The sequence below is a fragment of the Paenibacillus sp. J22R56 genome (assembly GCF_056269375.1).
In genome coordinates this window covers 63,843-82,349 of record NZ_JBWDNV010000006.1, presented here as the reverse complement: position 1 = coordinate 82,349, position 18,507 = coordinate 63,843, and the positions used below count along the sequence as shown (strand labels likewise).

At 43.5% G+C, this 18,507-nt stretch carries 23 protein-coding genes; 17 read left to right on the top strand and 6 right to left on the bottom strand.

Annotated features, from left to right (window positions below; all coding sequences use genetic code 11):
- Nucleotides 1-115: 115 nt before the first annotated feature.
- Together AC0YNT_RS15385 and AC0YNT_RS15380 are read left to right on the top strand one after the other, a co-directional pair.
- Entirely contained in the window at nucleotides 116-313 is a 198-nt protein-coding gene (locus AC0YNT_RS15385; protein WP_441888535.1) for a WYL domain-containing protein, read from the top strand.
- Between the two features lies 1 nt (nucleotide 314).
- Complete coding sequence (locus AC0YNT_RS15380; protein ID WP_475805399.1) at nucleotides 315-530, top strand: hypothetical protein; 216 nt, start codon at nucleotides 315-317, stop codon at nucleotides 528-530.
- Between the two features lie 26 nt (nucleotides 531-556).
- On the opposite strand, the gene arsC is transcribed toward AC0YNT_RS15380, so the two are convergent.
- The 5 genes from arsC to AC0YNT_RS15355 all read right to left on the bottom strand — a co-directional run bounded on the left by arsC (nucleotide 557) and on the right by AC0YNT_RS15355 (nucleotide 4,731).
- A complete protein-coding gene (gene arsC, locus AC0YNT_RS15375; protein WP_475805398.1) occupies nucleotides 557-982 on the bottom strand; it encodes an arsenate reductase (thioredoxin) in 426 nt (141 codons plus the stop codon).
- A 36-nt stretch (nucleotides 983-1,018) separates the two neighbouring features.
- Complete coding sequence (locus tag AC0YNT_RS15370; protein ID WP_475805397.1) at nucleotides 1,019-2,311, bottom strand: arsenic transporter; 1,293 nt, start codon at nucleotides 2,309-2,311, stop codon at nucleotides 1,019-1,021.
- 14 nt (nucleotides 2,312-2,325) lie between these two features.
- Nucleotides 2,326-2,634 carry an ArsR/SmtB family transcription factor gene (locus tag AC0YNT_RS15365; RefSeq protein ID WP_167275884.1) on the bottom strand — a complete coding sequence of 103 codons (309 nt, stop codon included), beginning with the start codon at nucleotides 2,632-2,634 and terminating at the stop codon, nucleotides 2,326-2,328.
- Nucleotides 2,635-2,820: 186 nt separating this feature from the next.
- Entirely contained in the window at nucleotides 2,821-4,218 is a 1,398-nt protein-coding gene (locus AC0YNT_RS15360; RefSeq protein ID WP_475805396.1) for an NAD(P)-binding domain-containing protein, read from the bottom strand.
- A gap of 63 nt (nucleotides 4,219-4,281) precedes the next feature.
- On the bottom strand, nucleotides 4,282-4,731 hold the full coding sequence (locus tag AC0YNT_RS15355; RefSeq protein ID WP_475805395.1) for a MarR family winged helix-turn-helix transcriptional regulator: 450 nt from the start codon (nucleotides 4,729-4,731) through the stop codon (nucleotides 4,282-4,284).
- 95 nt (nucleotides 4,732-4,826) lie between these two features.
- Here AC0YNT_RS15355 and AC0YNT_RS15350 point away from each other — a divergent pair, with 95 nt between their 5' ends.
- From AC0YNT_RS15350 to AC0YNT_RS15320, 7 genes are all read left to right on the top strand, one after another.
- Entirely contained in the window at nucleotides 4,827-5,321 is a 495-nt protein-coding gene (locus AC0YNT_RS15350; RefSeq protein WP_475805394.1) for an arsinothricin resistance N-acetyltransferase ArsN1 family A, read from the top strand.
- Between the two features lie 282 nt (nucleotides 5,322-5,603).
- Entirely contained in the window at nucleotides 5,604-6,380 is a 777-nt protein-coding gene (locus tag AC0YNT_RS15345) for an SDR family oxidoreductase (RefSeq protein ID WP_475805715.1), read from the top strand.
- A gap of 187 nt (nucleotides 6,381-6,567) precedes the next feature.
- Nucleotides 6,568-7,533, top strand: coding sequence for a hypothetical protein (locus AC0YNT_RS15340; RefSeq protein WP_475805393.1), 966 nt, complete (start codon nucleotides 6,568-6,570; stop codon nucleotides 7,531-7,533).
- 269 nt (nucleotides 7,534-7,802) lie between these two features.
- Nucleotides 7,803-8,918: an AI-2E family transporter gene (locus AC0YNT_RS15335; protein WP_475805392.1), complete on the top strand. Its 1,116-nt coding sequence runs from the start codon at nucleotides 7,803-7,805 to the stop codon at nucleotides 8,916-8,918.
- A 195-nt stretch (nucleotides 8,919-9,113) separates the two neighbouring features.
- Nucleotides 9,114-9,800, top strand: a complete 687-nt coding sequence (locus AC0YNT_RS15330; RefSeq protein WP_475805391.1) for a YetF domain-containing protein — start codon at nucleotides 9,114-9,116, stop codon at nucleotides 9,798-9,800.
- 83 nt (nucleotides 9,801-9,883) lie between these two features.
- Nucleotides 9,884-10,108 (top strand): hypothetical protein, encoded by a 225-nt coding sequence (locus AC0YNT_RS15325; RefSeq protein WP_475805390.1) that lies wholly within the window; start codon nucleotides 9,884-9,886, stop codon nucleotides 10,106-10,108.
- A 166-nt stretch (nucleotides 10,109-10,274) separates the two neighbouring features.
- Nucleotides 10,275-11,036 carry an SDR family NAD(P)-dependent oxidoreductase gene (locus tag AC0YNT_RS15320; protein ID WP_475805389.1) on the top strand — a complete coding sequence of 254 codons (762 nt, stop codon included), beginning with the start codon at nucleotides 10,275-10,277 and terminating at the stop codon, nucleotides 11,034-11,036.
- A gap of 80 nt (nucleotides 11,037-11,116) precedes the next feature.
- Here AC0YNT_RS15320 and AC0YNT_RS15315 read toward each other — a convergent pair whose 3' ends face one another.
- Nucleotides 11,117-11,668 (bottom strand): helix-turn-helix domain-containing protein, encoded by a 552-nt coding sequence (locus AC0YNT_RS15315; RefSeq protein ID WP_475805388.1) that lies wholly within the window; start codon nucleotides 11,666-11,668, stop codon nucleotides 11,117-11,119.
- 144 nt (nucleotides 11,669-11,812) lie between these two features.
- On the opposite strand from AC0YNT_RS15315, the gene AC0YNT_RS15310 reads away from it, so the two are divergent.
- From AC0YNT_RS15310 to AC0YNT_RS15275, 8 genes are all read left to right on the top strand, one after another.
- Nucleotides 11,813-12,208, top strand: a complete 396-nt coding sequence (locus tag AC0YNT_RS15310) for a DoxX family protein (protein ID WP_475805387.1) — start codon at nucleotides 11,813-11,815, stop codon at nucleotides 12,206-12,208.
- 24 nt (nucleotides 12,209-12,232) lie between these two features.
- Nucleotides 12,233-12,886: an alpha/beta hydrolase gene (locus tag AC0YNT_RS15305; RefSeq protein WP_475805386.1), complete on the top strand. Its 654-nt coding sequence runs from the start codon at nucleotides 12,233-12,235 to the stop codon at nucleotides 12,884-12,886.
- Nucleotides 12,887-12,891: 5 nt separating this feature from the next.
- Entirely contained in the window at nucleotides 12,892-13,662 is a 771-nt protein-coding gene (locus AC0YNT_RS15300; protein WP_475805385.1) for a dioxygenase family protein, read from the top strand.
- A gap of 131 nt (nucleotides 13,663-13,793) precedes the next feature.
- Nucleotides 13,794-14,243, top strand: coding sequence for a MarR family winged helix-turn-helix transcriptional regulator (locus AC0YNT_RS15295; protein ID WP_475805384.1), 450 nt, complete (start codon nucleotides 13,794-13,796; stop codon nucleotides 14,241-14,243).
- 144 nt (nucleotides 14,244-14,387) lie between these two features.
- Nucleotides 14,388-15,365, top strand: coding sequence for a ring-cleaving dioxygenase (locus AC0YNT_RS15290; protein WP_475805383.1), 978 nt, complete (start codon nucleotides 14,388-14,390; stop codon nucleotides 15,363-15,365).
- 156 nt (nucleotides 15,366-15,521) lie between these two features.
- Nucleotides 15,522-15,869 (top strand): VOC family protein, encoded by a 348-nt coding sequence (locus tag AC0YNT_RS15285; RefSeq protein ID WP_475805382.1) that lies wholly within the window; start codon nucleotides 15,522-15,524, stop codon nucleotides 15,867-15,869.
- A gap of 35 nt (nucleotides 15,870-15,904) precedes the next feature.
- Entirely contained in the window at nucleotides 15,905-16,762 is an 858-nt protein-coding gene (locus AC0YNT_RS15280; protein WP_475805381.1) for a protein phosphatase 2C domain-containing protein, read from the top strand.
- A gap of 520 nt (nucleotides 16,763-17,282) precedes the next feature.
- Entirely contained in the window at nucleotides 17,283-18,467 is a 1,185-nt protein-coding gene (locus tag AC0YNT_RS15275) for a serine hydrolase domain-containing protein (RefSeq protein WP_475805714.1), read from the top strand.
- Nucleotides 18,468-18,507 lie beyond the last annotated feature (40 nt).

Genomic DNA, 18,507 nt, shown 5'->3' with positions numbered 1-18,507 from the left:
ATTCTGCGGCTTTTTTCTTTTCAGTCCAGCGGTGGTGCTGGATTTTTTTATACCTTGCAACAAGAACGTATGTTTGGTGTATAATAAGAACAAACGTTCTTGCGAGGTGGAGCGAATGGAGAAGTTTATTGGCAAAGTTGTGCAGCTTATTTATATCGATCGGAAACGTGAGGTTAGTATTCGGAACGTGCGTGTTATCTCGGTTAAAGGTGGCCAGCTAAAGGCATATTGCTACCAGGCACTAGCCATTCGTATTTTTAATCTTGATCGCATTGTGGACGTTGAAATAGCACGAAGAATAGAGGGGGCTTAAAATGTTAAACGACACGGAGCGTAAGCTGCTGCGGATCCTTTTCAACCGGAACGGCCATCAGAATACACGTATACTTATCCCTGAATTGGCACGTTTAGCTGGCCGGGAAACCGGCCAGATTCGAAAGGCGCTGGAGCGTTTGCATGAGGAACGATTTATTGAATGGGAAAGTGATTATGCAAAGGTCGTCCCAGGATGGCAGCTTTATGCAAAATGAGCACTGTCCACTGATAATGGAGTCGCTTACTCACCATTGATCACAAATTTTTTAATACGTGCTTTAATGGAATCTCTGACGGTGCGGAATTGTTCCATGATTTCTTCTTCCGTACCTGTTGCTTTGGCAGGGTCATCAAATCCCCAGTGCCATTTGATAACATTAGGGTTCATAATGGCAGGGCAGTGTTCATCAGCATGTCCGCAAAGTGTGATGACATACGTAGCACGATTCAATATTTCTGGATTAATAACGTCAGAGCTATTACCGCTAATATCTATACCGGCTTCTTCCATTACTTGAATCGCTCTAGGATTCAATCCATGAGCCTCAAGACCAGCGCTTTTTACTTCGAATTCATCTCCACCAATATCATTCAAAAAGCCATCAGCGATTTGGCTGCGGCATGAATTACCTGTACATAGAAAATAAACGAGTGGTTTGTTAGACATTTTTAAAACTCCTTTAGAATGTAATTTTGATTTGATTTAACCTACAACTTTAAGCCAGAGATAGAGCCCAGATAAAGTAATAAACAGGACTGGTACCGTTAGGAAAATACCCGTTTTAAAGTAAGCTCCCCAGGAAATCTTAACACCTTTACTGGACAGTACATGCAGCCAGAGCAGGGTAGCGAGCGAACCAATAGGAGTGATTTTTGGACCTAAGTCAGAGCCAATCACATTCGCATACACGAATGCTTCATGAAGCACGCCTGTAGAATTCGTATTATCAATTGCAAGTGCATTTATCATTACTGTTGGCATATTGTTCATGATCGAAGAGAGGACAGCGGCTATGAATCCAGATCCAACTGTGGCTACAAATAAGCCTTGATCGCCGACCCATTTAAATACATCGCCTAGTTCATCTGTCAATCCAACATTTCGGAGACCGTATACAACGACATACATCCCGATAGAGAAGGTGACAACTGCCCATGGCGCACCTTTTACGAGCTTCCAGGTATGGATCTCACGACTTTGGCGGGCAAGCAGCAAGAAGATGATAGCTGCAACTCCAGCGATAACAGAAACCGGTACGTTAATGAACTCACTTGTTAAATAAGCGATTAGAAGAACAGCAAGGATAATCCAGGAGATTTTGAATAGTCGCATATCCTTGATCGCATCAACCGGTTTCTTTAATTGTGCCAAGTCATATTGCTTCGGTATGCTTTTCCGGTAGAAGAGAAAGAGCACAAGTAAACTCGCCGCAACAGAGAAGAGGGTAGGAACGATCATACGACTAGCATATTCCGCGAATCCTACGTCAAAAAAGTCTGATGACACGATATTCACCAAGTTACTAACGACAAGTGGAAGGGAAGCTGTATCTGAAATAAATCCACCTGCCATAATAAACGGAAGAATCATGCGTTCATCAAATTTCAACGCGCGGACCATGGCCAGGACAATAGGTGTTAAGATAAGAGCTGCGCCATCGTTTGCGAAAAAAGCAGCAACTGCCGCACCCAATAAAATGACATACACGAACATCAAATGACCGTTACCTTTGGCGGCTCTAGCCATGTGAAGTGCTGCCCATTCAAAGAAACCAATCTCATCAAGAATGAGTGAGATTAGAATAACTGCAACGAACGCTAGAGTAGCGTTCCATACCATTTGAGTTACATCCCACACATCATGAAAATTGACAACCCCAAAAAGGAGTGCGACTACAGCACCGCCACATGCAGACCAACCAATATTGAGACCTTTTGGCTGCCAAATGACGAAAACTAACGTAACTAAAAAAATGATTGATGCGATAGCCAGCATAAAAGCCTCCTGGTTTAAGTACAGCCTTTAACTGCGTTAATTTTCTCTTGCATAGATGGAAGCTGATCGATAAGCTGCTTCAAATAATCTTTATCATCTAAGTTCAAAGAATAGTAAATCCATTGGCTTCGACGCTCCTCGTTAATTAGACCGCCCATTCTAAGTTTTTTCAAATGTTGGCTAATATTAGGTTGAGTAGTTTCTAAAATTTCAACGATATCACAGACACACATCTCCCGATGCCGCAGAAGCGCCATAATGGTCAACCGGGTTTTATCAGAGAGAAGCTTAAGAGTATCGGAGAGTTCCTCAATCGTTTGCAAATTCTTGCCCCCTTTCAGTAACTAGCTTGCTGATCATAGGGTTATTATATACGCGGTTAATTATATAAGTAAATGATTATATTAGTGAATACTAATTTAATCATGAGTTAACAAACGTTAACATTGTGAAAACAAAGAGGGGATACAATAAAAGGCTTCTGCATTGTGCAGAAGCCTCTCTATTCCTTAACATTCTGTATTCGATTCACTTGATCCCGATGTATTTTTTGTGCTGCAGCAATTACTCTTAACAGTTGTTATTGCGATTGGTCTAATAGTTATCTTCTTAGGGGATGGAGTGCAGCAACTGCTGTTTTCATTCATTTCTAGTGACTTGGATACAGAACAGACGCCTGTCTCCGGTAGATGAAGTTTCACTTCACGTGCAGCCTCAAAATCGCCAGCTAATGCTGCCACAACACTGCGAACTTGTTCATATCCTGTAGCCAATAAGAATGTTGGGGCACGGCCGTAACTTTTCGAACCGACAATATAAAAATCTTTTTCAGGCTGACGAAGTTCCGCTTCACCATGTGGACGAACGGTGCCACAACTGTGAATATTAGGATCAATTAAATCAGCCAATTGCGGAACGGATTCAACAGCCGTATCTGCTGCATAACGTAACTCAGAAAGGAAGCTAAAGTCTGGCCTAGCTCCCGTAGCTACAATGATCTCATCAATTTTACCAATAGCATAAGCCTTATCTAATTTTGTTCCATGCAGAGACAAGGTATGAAGGTCTTTCTTTACCTGATCGATAAGAAATGGGGTGTGTACTTGTACATTACCTGATTGTACATAGTGGTTAGCGAGCGTGCCTAGTGCCCCGCGTGCCGGAAGACCATCGTTTTCTCCTCCGCCAAAGGCATCCGCGACTTTATGCTTCCTTAGCACCCAATGTATTGTTGTTTCAGGGATCTCTATTTTCAATTCATTCAATAAGGTAAGTGCTTGTATAGCGGAGTGGCCACTACCAACAACAACGATGTTTCTCCCTGCATAACGTTCTTTATACACACCTAAAATATCTGGAATACCATACTGAATGTGATCTTTATAATCGATTTCACCGTCTGCAGGAAGACCACTCGTGCTCATCGGGTTAGGTGTAAGCCATGTTCCCGTGGCATCTATAACTGAAGAAGCCTCTATACGGAATAATTTGCCTTTTTGCTTATATTTAATAATAAAAGCGGAAAGATTCCGGCCGGCTGTCTTCATTTTATCAAATCCTTTTCGATAAATGGCTTTAACCGTTGCATTAAGATAAATATGGGGGTGTAATTGCTTCAATTGTGCTAGTGGTAACAGATACTCATTTACTAATTCTTGCCCAGTAGGCATATAATCTTTAGCTGGAGATTGCCAACCAGTCTCTTGAAGAAGCTCCTTTGCAGCTGAATCCATGTTAAACTCCCAAGGGGAAAACATTTTTACATGTTTCCAACTTAGTACAGAGGATGCGATCTGAGTACCTTTTTCGAATAAAATAAAAGGCATGTTTCTCTTTACCAGCTGAGCAGCAGCAGCTAACGCTACTGGACCTCCACCTATAATAGCTGTAGGCAATTGTTTATTCATGTTTCAATTCCTCCTCAATATTTATTTGCATTTTGCAAGTATAACCCAAAATGTAAGCCTCCATTATTTTGGAGGCACACAACATTCTGGTGATTTTTGCATTGCATCATTAAACAATTCAATGGAGCGTAGTACCGTTTCTCGTTCAAATTCACTCATTGTTGAAAGGACACCATTAAGCTGAGCATTTACGGTAAGATTAATAGCATTTTCAACATTTAATCCTTCAGGCGTTAGTGACAAAATATTAATACGATTATCAGAAGGATGGGGGGTTTTCTTTAATAATCCTTTTTCAGACAATGTTTTAACCTGCCTGCTGAAAGTTGTGATGTCCATTCCTAGAGCACCTGCAACATCCTGCATGGAGGGATTATGCTGTCGATTAACTTCATATAGGATGTGACTTTGTACTAGCGATACCTCTTGACCGCAACAGGAATCACAGCATTGTTCATTTAACAAACCGAAATTTCGGGACATGATCTGAAACATATTCCTCACATTTTCCATTTGCATGACCTCCTGAGTTATTTATAACATTATTATTTGCAGTTTACAAGTATATATGTATAATCGATTTTATAACACAAGCAGGAGGGAAACTAATGTCTGAGATACTCGTGAGGTGCGCAACTCCATCGGATTTACAGAGGATTCTAACCATATACAATCAAGGTATTGACGATCGTATTGCTACTCTAGAAGTTGAACCCAAAGACACAGTCTACATGGAAGGTTGGTTCAATAATCGTAGTGAACGGTATTCTGTACTTGTTGCTATTAAAGAAGATGCAATTGTGGGTTGGGCATCCTTAAATAAGTATTCTCCACGTTCCGCATATGATGGTGTAGCTGAATTGTCGATCTATATTGAAAGAGAACATAGAGGACAGGGTGTTGGAAGTATATTACTAACTGAACTTGAAGAAACTGCTTTACGTAATAGTTTTTATAAGATTGTTCTTTTTACTTTTTCATTCAACTGTAAAGGACAAGGATTATACCGTAAACAAGGATATCGAGAAGTTGGAATCTTTTATAAACATGGTATTATAGACGGTAATTTTGTTGATGTCATGGTAATGGAAAAGATACTGTGACAAGAATTTCTTTACAATCACTTGGTTACCTTCGTTTAAACAATCTTGTAACATTTATCGGCGATGCCGCGCATTTGGCACCTCCTGCTGAGGATGGAGTTAATCTTGCCATGCTCGATGCTATGCGATAACCAAGGTTTATCATCTCCTTAAGCAATTCTTTGATTAGTCCTTTTTAATGCCGGTTATACAATAAATGACAATACCCAAGGTTGAAAGGAGAGATTCGTAATGAGTCAAAGATTAGATAATGAGGAACAAAGAGGAACGCCAACCGAAGGAATGCTACTCGCGGGTAAGACGGCGCTAGTAACGGGAGCAGGATCGGGAATTGGCAGGGCAGCCGCACTAAAACTCGCTCAGGCAGGTGCGAATGTCTGCCTTTTCGATTTGGTCGACGAGCGTACTGAGGACGTCGAGGAAGAGATTCGAGCCATGGGCCGGGAAGCCGAATTTTATGACGTTGATGTGTCCGATCCTGGCAGAATGGAGAGTGCTATTCGTGCCGCGGCAGAGCGCTTCGGCTGTTTTGATGTCATATTCGCCAACGCTGGGGTCAACGGCACGCTCGCTCCGATCGAGGATTTAACGCCTGAGTCATGGAACGAGACGCTCGGGATCAACCTGAGGGGGACGTTCCTAACGGTCAAATATGCAGTTCCTCATATGAAAACAAAGGGGGGCAGCATTGTCATAACAAGCTCAATCAATGGTAACCGGAAATTTTCTGGCTTCGGCATGTCTGCCTACAGTGCCTCTAAAGCCGGGCAAGTAGCCTTCGCCAAGATGGCCGCACTAGAGTTAGCCCGTTACCGTATTCGCGTTAACGCAATCTGCCCTGGGGCAATCGAGACGAATATCGGTGAGAACACCAATAGTACGAAGGCGGTAGACAAAATCCGAATCCCGGTTGAGTATCCGGAAGGAGCACAACCACTTGAGCACGGCCCGGGGAAGCCAGAGCAGGTGGCCGATTTGGTTCTGTTCCTCGCTTCCGCTCAGTCCAGTCACATTACTGGCACGGAGATTTACATCGACGGAGCTGAGACACTCCTGTAGGTTATGGCTAATATTTCGAACATCATAATGGCAGCTGATCCTCTTGATCAGCTGCCATTTTTTATTGCAGTAAAGTGCAGCTATGCTCACTGATAAATACATTTTTCAAAATAACTGATTGAATGATATCGGAGTTAGGTTAATAATTTATATTTAATATACAAATTATGATGGAGGTGTCTTTTAAATGAAAAGCCTGTTTCCAAGGAAATCCAGAATGATGAAAGGGTTAACCCTATTTCTAGGCGTTCTCCTCTGTACTGCGATGCTATTTCCCATCACAGCAAGTGCAGCCTATTACAACACATACAGCACAGTCGCAACACTCAACAATGCAAATGGATGTTACGCCACACAAGGATTTGCTGTAGGATCTTCGTATGTTTATTCGGTAAAAGTGAACAGCAGTAATATGAAAGCGGTTATTTACCGTACCAAGATGAGTGACGGATCCACTACACTCATGAAGAACGGGGATAACGGAACAACGTATGCTACATACCTCGGCCATGCTAATGATGTAGTTCTCAGTTCCATTGGCGGAAAATTTTATATGTTTGTTGTCACGATGAACGCCGGCAGTATGAGTCTTGTGAAGCTGAAATATGTGGGCACAACCTTTTACAAAGTTGGTCAATACACGATCAAATACAATGGGGCCAACAAAGCTATGTCAGGTGTGAAAATTTCGAGCAAAGACGCGAATAAAATTAACTTTCTCTTCAAATCCGGCCTGGGACTTTACAGGGGATCGATCCCATTGACTGCAAACAGCGGGACCATTAAAGTAACCAACAGCTTCAACCTAAATATTAAAGAGGCAAAGGTTAATGGAAGTACAATATCCAACATCACCTCATATGCATCTCAAGGTCTCGGCTACAGTAACAATACCATTTATGTTCCATTAACTTATAAAAACGTCAGCGTCGTACTCGTTTATCGAAATGTATCTAAGGCCGCAGGTACAATAAAGGCAGATAGCAATCTATCTTTCCGCATTACTTCAGCTGCTTATTCTGACCTGTTTGAGATCGAAGGTGTCGGTATCGCAAATGGGGGTAAACTTTGGTTCAGCACCAATCGAAGAACCAAGCCAGGTGATACCGCTCACGATGGTGTGCACTATTTTAACGGTTACAGCCTAAGTTAAATCTTGTAAGATTCCTTATAGTTTGAGATGATTGCATTAACTTAAGATCTGAAAATACATATGCAATGAAATGGAGGGCATTACGTTGCACCACGTAGTTTGGGAAAATCTTATTATTCAAGTTTTAATAGCAGGTGTTATTCTGTCTTTACTCATTTGGGGTCTAGTTAACATGATAAAGCTAGTAACGAAGTAATAACATGTGGCGTATGTGGCTAAGATGGTAAGGGATTTAGGAGAAAATATTATTACGAAGGAGACTTGTCCGTATGCCACAAGGCAAGTGGTTTCGCATTGGTTATGGTATTATCGTTGTCTTATTGATTGCTTTTTTGGCTTCCAAAGTCAATTTCGTGTTCGATCCGATTGGTAAAGTGCTGGCCGCGTTGTTCGTGCCATTGCTCATCTCGGGCATGTTCTATTATTTGTTCCGCCCGTTCGTGAGGGTCCTCTCGAAAAAGCTGCCGAAGACACTCGCCATTCTACTGGTCTACATCGGCGCGATTGGCGTCTGTTACTTGTTCTTCTGGATGATCTGGCCTCCAATTCGGAACCAGTCCATTACACTAGTAAACAACTTTCCGCAGATCGTTGATTCCGTACGAACTTGGCTAGAGTCCGTGCAGCAGCACGAGTGGATAAAGGAAATCGGGCAGAAGGACGCTCTTTCCTCGGAAAATCTGACGAACAAGCTGACCGGATCGCTGGATGAACTGCTTAATTCCGTCGTCGGAAGTGTACGTGGTATCTTTAATCTGATTATGAATTTCTTCTTCTTGCTTGGTCTTGTTCCTTTCATGATTTATTATTTGCTGAGCGAAGGAGATAAGCTCCCCGGCCACATTCTGCGAATGCTGCCGGAGCGTTATCATCGTGAGGTGAGTGGTGCACTGAAGGATATTGATGCGTCGATCGGCCAATTCATCCTGGGTAAAGTGCTCACGTCGCTGCTTATCGGCGTACTGACCTTCATCGGGTACCTGCTGATTGATATGCCTTATCCGCTGCTGCTGGGCTTAATTGCCGCCATTACGAACTTTATTCCATATATTGGTCCGTTGATTGCCTTTATTCCAACGGCTGTCGTAGCGCTTACTGTCTCTCCAATGACGGTACTGCTGGTCGGCATCGTGCTTGTCGTCTCTAACCAGATTGAAGCGAACTTAATCGGCCCACGGATTATTGGCAAGCAAATGAACGTTCATCCGTTCACCGTCATGCTGCTTGTCATTGGTGCCAGCTCAATTATTGGAGCTTTCGGGATGATCATTGTTGTTCCTGTCTATGCAATCATCAAGATCATTGCTGTAAGGACTTATGGTTTCCGCAGGAATAACCGCATCCCGCCGAAAGATCCGCTAGCGGAGGTTACCAAGCACCAATAGTGGTCATATAACTGCATTAGGTTTATAGCTGTCCGCTTGCCGGATGGCTATTTTTATTTCCGAACAAAATTCCTCTACTTCATCTTTTCCATCTCACTGAGCATGATATCGTCAACGAATAGGTTTCCCGTTTCACCATGACACGAGCAGGGTATATTTCTATAAAATTGACGAGGAATGCGAGTGTGAGTATCTATGGATTACGCATTAATTTCGTTGAAGCTCATCACGGGTTTCTTCGGTCTATGGTTCATGACAAAGCTGCTCGGGAAGAAAGAAATCTCCCAACTAACGCCGTTCGACTTCGTTTCATCGCTTATGCTAAGTGAACTCGTCGGCAATACGATTTACGATCGTGAGATACATTTTGTGAAGCTCGTTTACGCCCTTGTATTGTGGACGGCGTTGTCGCTTGCTTTGGAAAAGGCTGTTCAGCTTATGCCGCGGTTGTCGGTTCCGCTAAGCGGCAGACCGGATATCATCATCCGCAGCGGTGAGATCGACGTTAAAGCGATGAAGCGAAATCGGCTGGATATGCATCAGGTCAGCATGCTGCTTAGAGAGCAGGGGGTATTCACCGTGCGCGAAGTCGCATTTGCGGTACTAGAACCAAACGGCAGTCTTAGTGTGATGAAAAATCCCAGCCAAGAACCTCCAACTCGAGCAGAGCTGCGGGTGCAGGAGCCGGCAGCCGGGCTTCCGCGCATTCTTATTGAGCAGGGCACGCTGCAGCGTGACGAGCTTCGTGAGATCGGCCGCAGTAAGGAATGGTTGCTTTCGCAGCTCCAGGAACAAGGCGTCGATCTCATCAAGTCCGTCTATTATGCCGAATGGTCGGAGGAAGATGGCCTGCATATTCAACTGAATGAGGCAACAGGTTAAGGCGATTTATACCAGTATTGATGACGAACCTGTACATTGTCCCAACGCACACCGCCGCATATAATGTGGTGGAGGTGGAATCGATGGAGATAAAATCGATTGCCGAAGTCGTGCTAGAGCGTCATATTGAGCGAATAATGCGCCGATGTGACACCGAACGGGCGATGCTGACTCTAATCGATAAAATGCAGCCAAGTGAATATGTGGAGGGCTTGAGGCTTAAACATACAGAAAACCTGGTAAAACACTCAGCAGCACTTGCACAATTACAGGATGAAATGCGAGAGAAGTTTGGACGCGTCTTTTAATGAGTCATTGAATAGGGAACAAACATAAAGGTTCTAATTCTCCGTTATGGAGAGTTAGAACCTTTTTAAATGGTGTTGCCTTCCAGGCGAAGAACTTGATATATTTGATTCGTTATATGAGTTTGATTGTCAGATTACATCCTAACTGGACAAGGAGCACTGATATATGAATATTGACCTTTCTGGAAAAGTAGCCTTGGTGACGGGAGCGACGGGAGAACTCGGCCGTGTCATCGCTCGTTCGCTCGCCGAAAGCGGAGCAGATATCGCTTTGCATTACCATAGCAACGAAGCCAAAGCAGCTGAATTAAAGAGCGAGATAGAGGCGTTTGGGAGACGCGCCATTGCCGTCAAAGCCGACGTAACGAAGCAGGATTCCATTGAAGCGTTGAAGCAAACCGTCGAAGCAAGCCTGGGTCATGTGGATATCGTCGTAGCGAATGCGGTTGTGCAATACAAGTGGACTTCTGTACTGGAACAGCCGGCAGAAGACTATGCGAGCCAATTCGAGTCCTGCGTCATGCAAAGCGTTTACCTGGCTAAAGCCTTCATTCCGGCTATGATTGAGAAGAAGGGTGGACGCTTTATCGGTATCAACACGGAGTGCTCGATGCAGAACTTCCCGAATCAATCGGCTTACGTGGCAGGCAAAAGAGGTATGGACGGCGTATATCGCGTGCTCGCGAAGGAAGTCGGAGAACATCAAATTACCGTCAATCAGATCGCACCAGGATGGACGATCAGCGAACGCGAGCGCACGAATGGCATGGATGAAAGCAAAGATTATATCAAGAACGTTCCACTCAAGAGACGCGGCACCGATCAAGAGATCGCGAATGCAGTCGCTTTCCTAGCTTCGGATTTAGCCAGCTTTATCACAGGAGCTTATATACCCGTCAACGGTGGGAACGTTATGCCAACGATTTAATTTAGCTACATAGATCTGTTTGAAATAAACGAAACAGCCGATCGAATCGATCGGCTGTTCTATTTTGAGCATTTTCAAGTTTAAATAAGGTCCTGTCCGTTCTCATTCTCTGTATAGATAGAGATCAGCACAATTGCCGTTTCTTCACCAATATTTCGTACTAAATGAGGCGTACAAGCATTCCAACTAAAGGAATCGCCTTCTCCGAATTCAGCTCCGTCTTCTCCTTGCTCCGCATATATTCTCCCTTTAATAACGACATGGACTTCCTCGCCTTCATGCGCATGGGGGGAAGCTCCAGTCGAAGCACCCGGAGGGAAATTTACGATATTCATCCGTACGTTCTTAGTGGAGCTTAAGTGTTCCACCATTAGATGCTCTGAACCACTTGTTGTAATGGTACGTTCGTCTTTCCGAACAATCTGCATCCGCTCTTCTTTCTTTAAAAGCAAATAGGCGAGTGGAACCTTCAAAGCTTGTGCGATATTTTCCAGTGTTGCAATCGAAGGGGAAGTTTTATTCGTTTCAACCTGACTCATAAATCCTTGGGACAGGCCCGTTGTTTCGCATATTTGAGCGATTGTAATATTCTTTCGCTTCCGAATCGCTCGGATTGTAGAGCCAATGTCCATCCTGATCACACCTCTAAAATATTTGTAATATAAATGTTAATTTCATATTATCAATTTTCCTGTTGACAAGTCAATGAAACTCAAGTTAAATTACACATACGGAAATTATATTCTTATTACTAATATTTTAGAGGAGTGAACTGAATGATTAAAGTGGTTTCCATTATTATGCGAGTGGTGCTGGGCATCATATTTGTATTTCACGGTGTAGATAAGTTTCAAATGGGACTTAGTAATGTAGAAGCGTGGTTTAGCTCAATAGGTATCCCGGGGTTTTTGGCTTATGTCGTAGCACCAGTTGAACTCGTTGGTGGCATCATGTTGATTGTAGGGTTGTTTACTCGTTATGTATCGGGTTTGCTTGTTGTGATACTCCTCGGTGCTATTATTACGGCAAAATTATCGGTCGGGCTTCTTGGTAACGGTCAAATGGCCGGCTATGAGTTGGATCTTGGATTTATCTTAGTTTTGCTGTATTTGGTGGTTGCCGAAACGCCGCTCTCGATCGACCGGCTATTTATGAACAAACGAAATGCCTAATTCATAAGAGACGGAGGGGTTAGAATGAGTTATTCGTATGACATTCACATGCCGGCTAATTTGGAGCCAGGCAAGAAATATCCAACTATTTTCACTTTGCACGGCAAAGGGTCAAATGAACGTAATATGTTTGGTTTAGTCGCACCGTTAGCTGAAGAGTTCATTATTATTGGAATCAGAGGAAATTTGCCGCTTGGTGCTGGGTATCAGTATTACGATTTGAAAAGCTTAGGAAACCCGATTCGGGAAATGTTCGACCAGGCGGTTAAAGATCTCGAAACATTCATTCATTATGCGACGGAGACCTATCCGATCGATTCTGACAAACGTTATATGCTCGGCTTTAGCCAAGGGGCAATCCTATCCATTACGCTTGCGCTTACGATGGGGAAACAGTTAAAGGGCATAGTAGCGTTGAACGGTTATATTCCTGAATTTGTGAAAACGGAATATATACTTCGAAGTTTGAAGGACGTTTCCGTATTTGTCTCACATGGAGAATATGACTCCGTGTTCCCGGTTCGTATCGGGCACGAGACAGCAGCCTACTTAAACGACCAAACGAATCGATTAACTTTCAATTTATATCCAACGGATCACGGCGTTTCGGAAGAGAACCAAAGTGATTTTATACAGTGGATTAAGACCGATTCCGATTTAAACCTAATTAAGGAGTGAGAACTATGATGCCATCGTATTTTTTCGCACACGGAGCACCATCAATCGTACTTGAGGATAACGAATACACAAAGCTGCTTAAGCAATTTAAAGACCATATGCCAAGACCAAAAGCGATTGTTCTTTTCTCCGCTCATTGGGAAGAATCGATACAGATGGTTAGCGCTGCAAGTACGTATGAAACGATTTATGATTTTGGAGGTTTCCAAGACGAGCTTTATCAGATGACTTATCCTGCCCAAAGTGACCAATCCTTAGTGGAGCAGATTCAAAAATTATTTTCTAAGCATGGTATTGAGAACGTTCGAAATGAAGAAAGAGGCTTGGATCATGGGGCATGGGCTGTCCTAAAATTACTATATCCCGATGCAGATATTCCGGTCGTAGCTCTATCCGTAAATCGTTATCTGCCTAATGAGCAGCAGTATCAAATTGGCAAGGCTTTGGCTGAGCTTCGAGAGCAGGATGTACTTATTATCGGAAGCGGAGGAACCGTTCATAATTTAAGAAATTTAAACTGGCGGTCTGAGGGAATTGACGAGTGGGCGGAGCAATTCGACAACTGGATTCAGAATAAGTTGGAATCTTGGGATACGGAAGCTTTGTTTAAATACCGTGACCTCGCTCCTCATGCTCAAGAGGCTGTCCCAACAAGTGAACATTTCATTCCGCTGCTTCTTGCCATGGGAACGGGTGACACCAACCGTAATGCGAAGCTTCTTCACCGAAGCTACCAGTACGGTAATCTAGGCTTGAGCTGCTGGCAATTTAATTAAGATCTAAAATCAGAAGCCGCATAAATTGCGGCTTTTTTTATAACGAATAAAGTTGACAACCCATTATCCTAGTGTTAGGATAATAATATCCTTAATTGAGGATATCGAGAAAGATCGTAAGGAGTGATTAAATGGGGGATCAAGAGGATCAAAGCCAATTGGACTTACGACTATTCCGTATCTGGATGAAAGCTAATACAGCATTATCTGAGAATATTCTGAAGGATATCGAAAGTTATAACTTAAATCATGAGTACTTTATGATTCTTGAATTTCTGTATAGTAAGGGTCCACATCCTGTTCAAAAAATCAGCGAAACACTCTCCATACCTAGTGGAAGCATTACCTACGTGGTAAATAAGTTGGAAAGACTCGGCTTGGTGGAGAAACAACAAAACCCTAATGATCGAAGAGCTTTTCATGTGATACTAACTCAAAAAGGCGAAGAGCAATTTAATGAAATCTTCCCTAAACACGTATCCACGATCTCTCATAATTTATCTTTTATCAGTAATGAAGAAAAAACAGTGCTCATTGATTTGTTAAAGAAAATTGGCCTTGGAGCACAAGGCTTAAAGTAATCGTGAGCTGTTGGCTCTCAATGAGGCAACAAGCTCTTTTTACAGGCTAATAATCTTAAATTAAAGATTGTTAATTTAAAGATATATAAACTAATAGTTTCGATTGGGTATGAGAAAGCTAAAATTGAATTGGAGGAACGGTCAATGAATGAATTAAAAGGAATCCACCATGTAACGGCGATTACGAGCAGTGCAGAGAAAAATTATGAATTTTTCACTTATGTTTTAGGAATGCGATTAGTTAAGAAAACAGTCAACCAAGATGACATTCAAACTTATCACTTGTTCTTCGCAGATGATAAAGGCAGCGCCGGTACGGATATGACCTTTTTCGATTTTCCGAACATACCAAAGGGTGTTCATGGCAATAATGAGATCTATAAAACTTCATTCCGAGTACCAACTGATGCAGCACTGGACTATTGGGAAAAGCGCTTTGATCGTCTAGCTGTTAAGCATACTGGAACTCAAGAGCTGTTTGGTAAAAAAGTATTATCATTCGTCGACTTTGATGATCAGCACTATCAGTTGATTTCCGATGAAAACAATGTAGGTATCGCATCCGGAATACCGTGGCAGAAGGGACCTATTCCATTAGAATTTGCAATTACTGGCCTCGGCCCTGTCTTTGTTCGAATCGCTCAATTTGATTATTTGAAAGAAATGTTGGAGAAAGTTCTGTTATTTAGAGAAATAGCCAAAGAAGGATCTTTTCATTTGTTCGAAATGGGCGAAGGTGGTAATGGAGCTCAAGTCGTGGTGGAGCATAATGTTGTGCTTCCTCCAGCCAAACAAGGCTTCGGCACTGTTCACCACACCGCATTTCGCGTAGCAGATCGCAGCGTGCTGGAGGAATGGATCAATCGTCTAGAAACCTTCAGAATTCCATCCTCGGGCTATGTTGATCGCCACTTTTTCGAATCATTGTACGCCAGAGTAGCTCCTCAAATTTTGTTCGAGTTTGCGACAGATGGCCCAGGGTTTATGGGTGATGAATCTTACGAAACACTTGGCGAAAAATTATCACTGCCTCCATTCTTAGAACCGCAGCGTGAGCAAATTGAACAGTTAGTTCGCCCGATTGATACGGTAAGAAGTACACGGGATTTGGTGAAGGAATAAGATTCAGTTATTAAGAGTACGGCAGCCGTTCACTATGAACGGCTGCCGTTTTCTCTACTATAAGGAGTATAGTTGAAAAAGGAACCTATATCTAAATCTCGAATATCTAAAGTAATCGGAAACTAAAAATGTGATGAAAGATAGGAGTTAGATACGATGATAAAAGGTTTCGGAGGCATTTTTTGGAGAACGAACAATCTTGAGGTTACAAAAAAATGGTACAGTGAAGTGTTGAAGCTTGAAATCGACAATTGGAATGGGACTATCATTAAAACTCAATCAGAAAATGAAACGATCTTTTCTTTCTTTACCGAGGAGGACAGTTATTTTCCAACAGATCAACAAGTGATGTTAAATTTCCAAGTACATAATCTAGACGAGACTATTCAGCATCTTGAACATATTGGTGTACCTCTTGCAAAGAAAATGGAGATTAGTGAATTTGGTAAGTTTGTTTGGATTGAAGATCCTGACGGTCGACTGGTCGAGCTTTGGGAGAAATAAGAAGTAAGAAATAAGAAGTTATCAAACAGAATGGAGTGGGAGATTTGATTGTAACTTATGAGGAGATCACCAGGAAAGGCGTTGGGATACGAAATGAGGATGCTATCATTTCTCATCCCCGTGCTAATATGTATGGAGCATTGGACGGAGTATCTTCCTTGGTCCCTTATGTGAATGCCGAAAAGGAAACCGGTGGCTTTATTGCTGTTAATCTTGCCAAAAGCTATTTCGAATCCCTTACTGAGCCCGGAAGTTTAAAGGATCATTTGGCTGAGGTGAATGATCTGCTCAGGGAACAAATGAGACTCGCAAATATTGATCTCCATAAAAAAGAAAAACTTTGGGGAACAGCTGTGGCAATCATTCGTATTCTGGATGATGGTGTGGAGTTTATACAGACTGGGGATTGCATGATTCTAGCGGTGTATGAGAATGAGGAGGTTCGCCCATTAACTTGGAAGCAAGTATCTCACTTAGAAGCTCCAGTATTGGCTAAATGGCAGGACGGAATAGATAAAGGTATAAATAACCAGAAAGATCTTCATGAAACCGTTATTGATAGGATTAAAAACAATCGCTATCAATCAAATACGGATGGAGGCTACGGCGTATTAAATGGGGAAAAGGCAGCCGTTCGCTTTTTCGAATACGGGAAAATTAATCTGACTTGCTTAAAACATATTATTTTATTGACGGATGGGATGTTCTTGCCTACAACAATCGTGCCCGAACAAACCTCGTATTGGAGCTTTGTTGCGCATACAATATTGAACAAGGGTTTAACGCTTTATACGCAAGAGTTAATAGATCTTGAAGAAAGTGATCCCGAATGTATGGATCATGTCCGATTTAAGAAATCGGATGACAAAACCGCAATTGTTATTCATTTCTAATTGGATAAGCTTGTATTCTATTTTCTCATCAACCTGAATAACCTTATATAGAACAGAATACTCCTCATGGGAGAGGAAGGTCCGGATGAAGAGTCATCTTATCAGGATCGGAGGAGATAGCATGAGCTTCCTGGAGATTGTCGCCTTGCTCACGCTTCTAATAAAGATCATTGAGTTGACTCAAAAAAAGGACTAATGTTTTGTTCAGAAAAGGGAGGAGCTTATTAAGCTTCCTCCTTTTTAGTTTGTCTTGAGTGAAATCGACATATCCTGCCAAACGAATAAGCCTTTACTCACATTGCTGGATTTAGTAAATCCTGCTAGCATTTTATAGAATGGGCTTGGATGAAGTGACGATGAAAGGAGATGATTACACAATTTGACATTGAACTTACAACCACGAATAGCAAAGGAGAATTGGTAGCACATAAGACTAATAAATAAGTAAAGTGAGGGAATTTACTTGGAAAAGAGAATAGGACAAATCAACAGCGGTTTCTCCGAAACAGGGCTGCGCAAAATGCGTGACGTGCTGGCAAGACATGTCGAATCCGGGAAGATCCCAGGGCTCGTTGCCTTGGTCAGCCGGTACGGTGAAACGCACGTCGAAGCAATCGGTACGATGAGCCACGATGGCAGTTCGCCAATGGTTCGGGATACGATTTTCCGGATGGCCTCAACATCCAAGCCGGTATCGATCGCGGCCGCGATGATCCTGCTCGACGAGTGCAGGATGCGGCTGGATGACCTGGTACAGACCTGGCTGCCGGAACTCGCCGACCGGCAGGTTCTGAAGAAGATCGACGGCCCGCTGGACGACACTGTGCCTGCGCGGCGCCCAATCACTGTAAGGGATGTGTTGACCTCTACATTTGGGCTTGGCATGGATATGACATCACTGGGTACTCCAATCATGGGCAAGATCTTTGAACAAGGGCTTACGCCCGATCTGCCGGTTCCAATGCCCGAGCCGGATGAGTGGATGCGCCGCCTTGGCACACTTCCGCTTATGCATCAGCCCGGAGAGCGCTGGCAGTACCACATCAGTAACGATTTACTCGGCGTACTCGTCGCCAGAGTCACGGGCCAGTCGTTCGAGACGTTCCTGCGAGAACGCATTTTCGAACCTCTGGGCATGAAAGATACTGGTTTCCATGTGCCCGCCAACAAGATCGACAGGCTGCCGCCCCTCTATGCACCCAACCCGCAGAACGGAGAGTTCCTCGTGTGGGACGAAGCCGAAGGAGGTCGTTACAGCCAACCTCCAGCATTCCAAGGCGGAGGTGGCGGTCTGGTCTCTACCGTTGATGATTACCATGCCTATTACCGGATGCTGCTCAATCAAGGGATGCATGGAGGCGAACGAATCTTGTCTCGTCCTGCTGTCGAGCTGATGACCACCAACCGCCTCACGCCAGAGCAACAAGCCGCCCGGCACGCTATGGCCACTAACAATGTTCATATCTCATTCGGCCAAGGTCAGCACGGCGGCTGGGGCATGGGGATGGCGGTGCGCACCTACCGCGGTGACTACGCCTCCATCGGTCAGTTCGGTTGGGATGGGGGAAGCGGAACTTCAACTTACGCCGATCCGGACAAACAGCTCACCGGAATCCTGCTTACTCAAGTCGGGATGTCCACGCCGGATTCAGCACGGCTTATTCACGACTTCTGGACCACGGTCTATCAGGCAATCGAAGACTGATAGACTCGCGGGGGCCATTCGTCCCCATACCTCCGACTGA

What these genes read in the sequence shown, in the direction of transcription:
- AC0YNT_RS15385 (WP_441888535.1), top strand. Translation starts at nt 116, where the DNA reads ATGGAGAAGTTTATTGGCAAAGTTGTGCAGCTTATTTATATCGATCGG.
- AC0YNT_RS15380 (WP_475805399.1), top strand. Translation starts at nt 315, where the DNA reads ATGTTAAACGACACGGAGCGTAAGCTGCTGCGGATCCTTTTCAACCGG.
- arsC (WP_475805398.1), bottom strand. Translation starts at nt 982, where the DNA reads ATGTCTAACAAACCACTCGTTTATTTTCTATGTACAGGTAATTCATGC.
- AC0YNT_RS15370 (WP_475805397.1), bottom strand. Translation starts at nt 2,311, where the DNA reads ATGCTGGCTATCGCATCAATCATTTTTTTAGTTACGTTAGTTTTCGTC.
- AC0YNT_RS15360 (WP_475805396.1), bottom strand. Translation starts at nt 4,218, where the DNA reads ATGAATAAACAATTGCCTACAGCTATTATAGGTGGAGGTCCAGTAGCG.
- AC0YNT_RS15355 (WP_475805395.1), bottom strand. Translation starts at nt 4,731, where the DNA reads ATGGAAAATGTGAGGAATATGTTTCAGATCATGTCCCGAAATTTCGGT.
- AC0YNT_RS15350 (WP_475805394.1), top strand. Translation starts at nt 4,827, where the DNA reads ATGTCTGAGATACTCGTGAGGTGCGCAACTCCATCGGATTTACAGAGG.
- AC0YNT_RS15345 (WP_475805715.1), top strand. Translation starts at nt 5,604, where the DNA reads ATGCTACTCGCGGGTAAGACGGCGCTAGTAACGGGAGCAGGATCGGGA.
- AC0YNT_RS15340 (WP_475805393.1), top strand. Translation starts at nt 6,568, where the DNA reads ATGAAAAGCCTGTTTCCAAGGAAATCCAGAATGATGAAAGGGTTAACC.
- AC0YNT_RS15335 (WP_475805392.1), top strand. Translation starts at nt 7,803, where the DNA reads ATGCCACAAGGCAAGTGGTTTCGCATTGGTTATGGTATTATCGTTGTC.
- AC0YNT_RS15330 (WP_475805391.1), top strand. Translation starts at nt 9,114, where the DNA reads ATGGATTACGCATTAATTTCGTTGAAGCTCATCACGGGTTTCTTCGGT.
- AC0YNT_RS15325 (WP_475805390.1), top strand. Translation starts at nt 9,884, where the DNA reads ATGGAGATAAAATCGATTGCCGAAGTCGTGCTAGAGCGTCATATTGAG.
- AC0YNT_RS15320 (WP_475805389.1), top strand. Translation starts at nt 10,275, where the DNA reads ATGAATATTGACCTTTCTGGAAAAGTAGCCTTGGTGACGGGAGCGACG.
- AC0YNT_RS15315 (WP_475805388.1), bottom strand. Translation starts at nt 11,668, where the DNA reads ATGGACATTGGCTCTACAATCCGAGCGATTCGGAAGCGAAAGAATATT.
- AC0YNT_RS15310 (WP_475805387.1), top strand. Translation starts at nt 11,813, where the DNA reads ATGATTAAAGTGGTTTCCATTATTATGCGAGTGGTGCTGGGCATCATA.
- AC0YNT_RS15305 (WP_475805386.1), top strand. Translation starts at nt 12,233, where the DNA reads ATGAGTTATTCGTATGACATTCACATGCCGGCTAATTTGGAGCCAGGC.
- AC0YNT_RS15300 (WP_475805385.1), top strand. Translation starts at nt 12,892, where the DNA reads ATGATGCCATCGTATTTTTTCGCACACGGAGCACCATCAATCGTACTT.
- AC0YNT_RS15295 (WP_475805384.1), top strand. Translation starts at nt 13,794, where the DNA reads ATGGGGGATCAAGAGGATCAAAGCCAATTGGACTTACGACTATTCCGT.
- AC0YNT_RS15290 (WP_475805383.1), top strand. Translation starts at nt 14,388, where the DNA reads ATGAATGAATTAAAAGGAATCCACCATGTAACGGCGATTACGAGCAGT.
- AC0YNT_RS15285 (WP_475805382.1), top strand. Translation starts at nt 15,522, where the DNA reads ATGATAAAAGGTTTCGGAGGCATTTTTTGGAGAACGAACAATCTTGAG.
- AC0YNT_RS15275 (WP_475805714.1), top strand. Translation starts at nt 17,283, where the DNA reads ATGCGTGACGTGCTGGCAAGACATGTCGAATCCGGGAAGATCCCAGGG.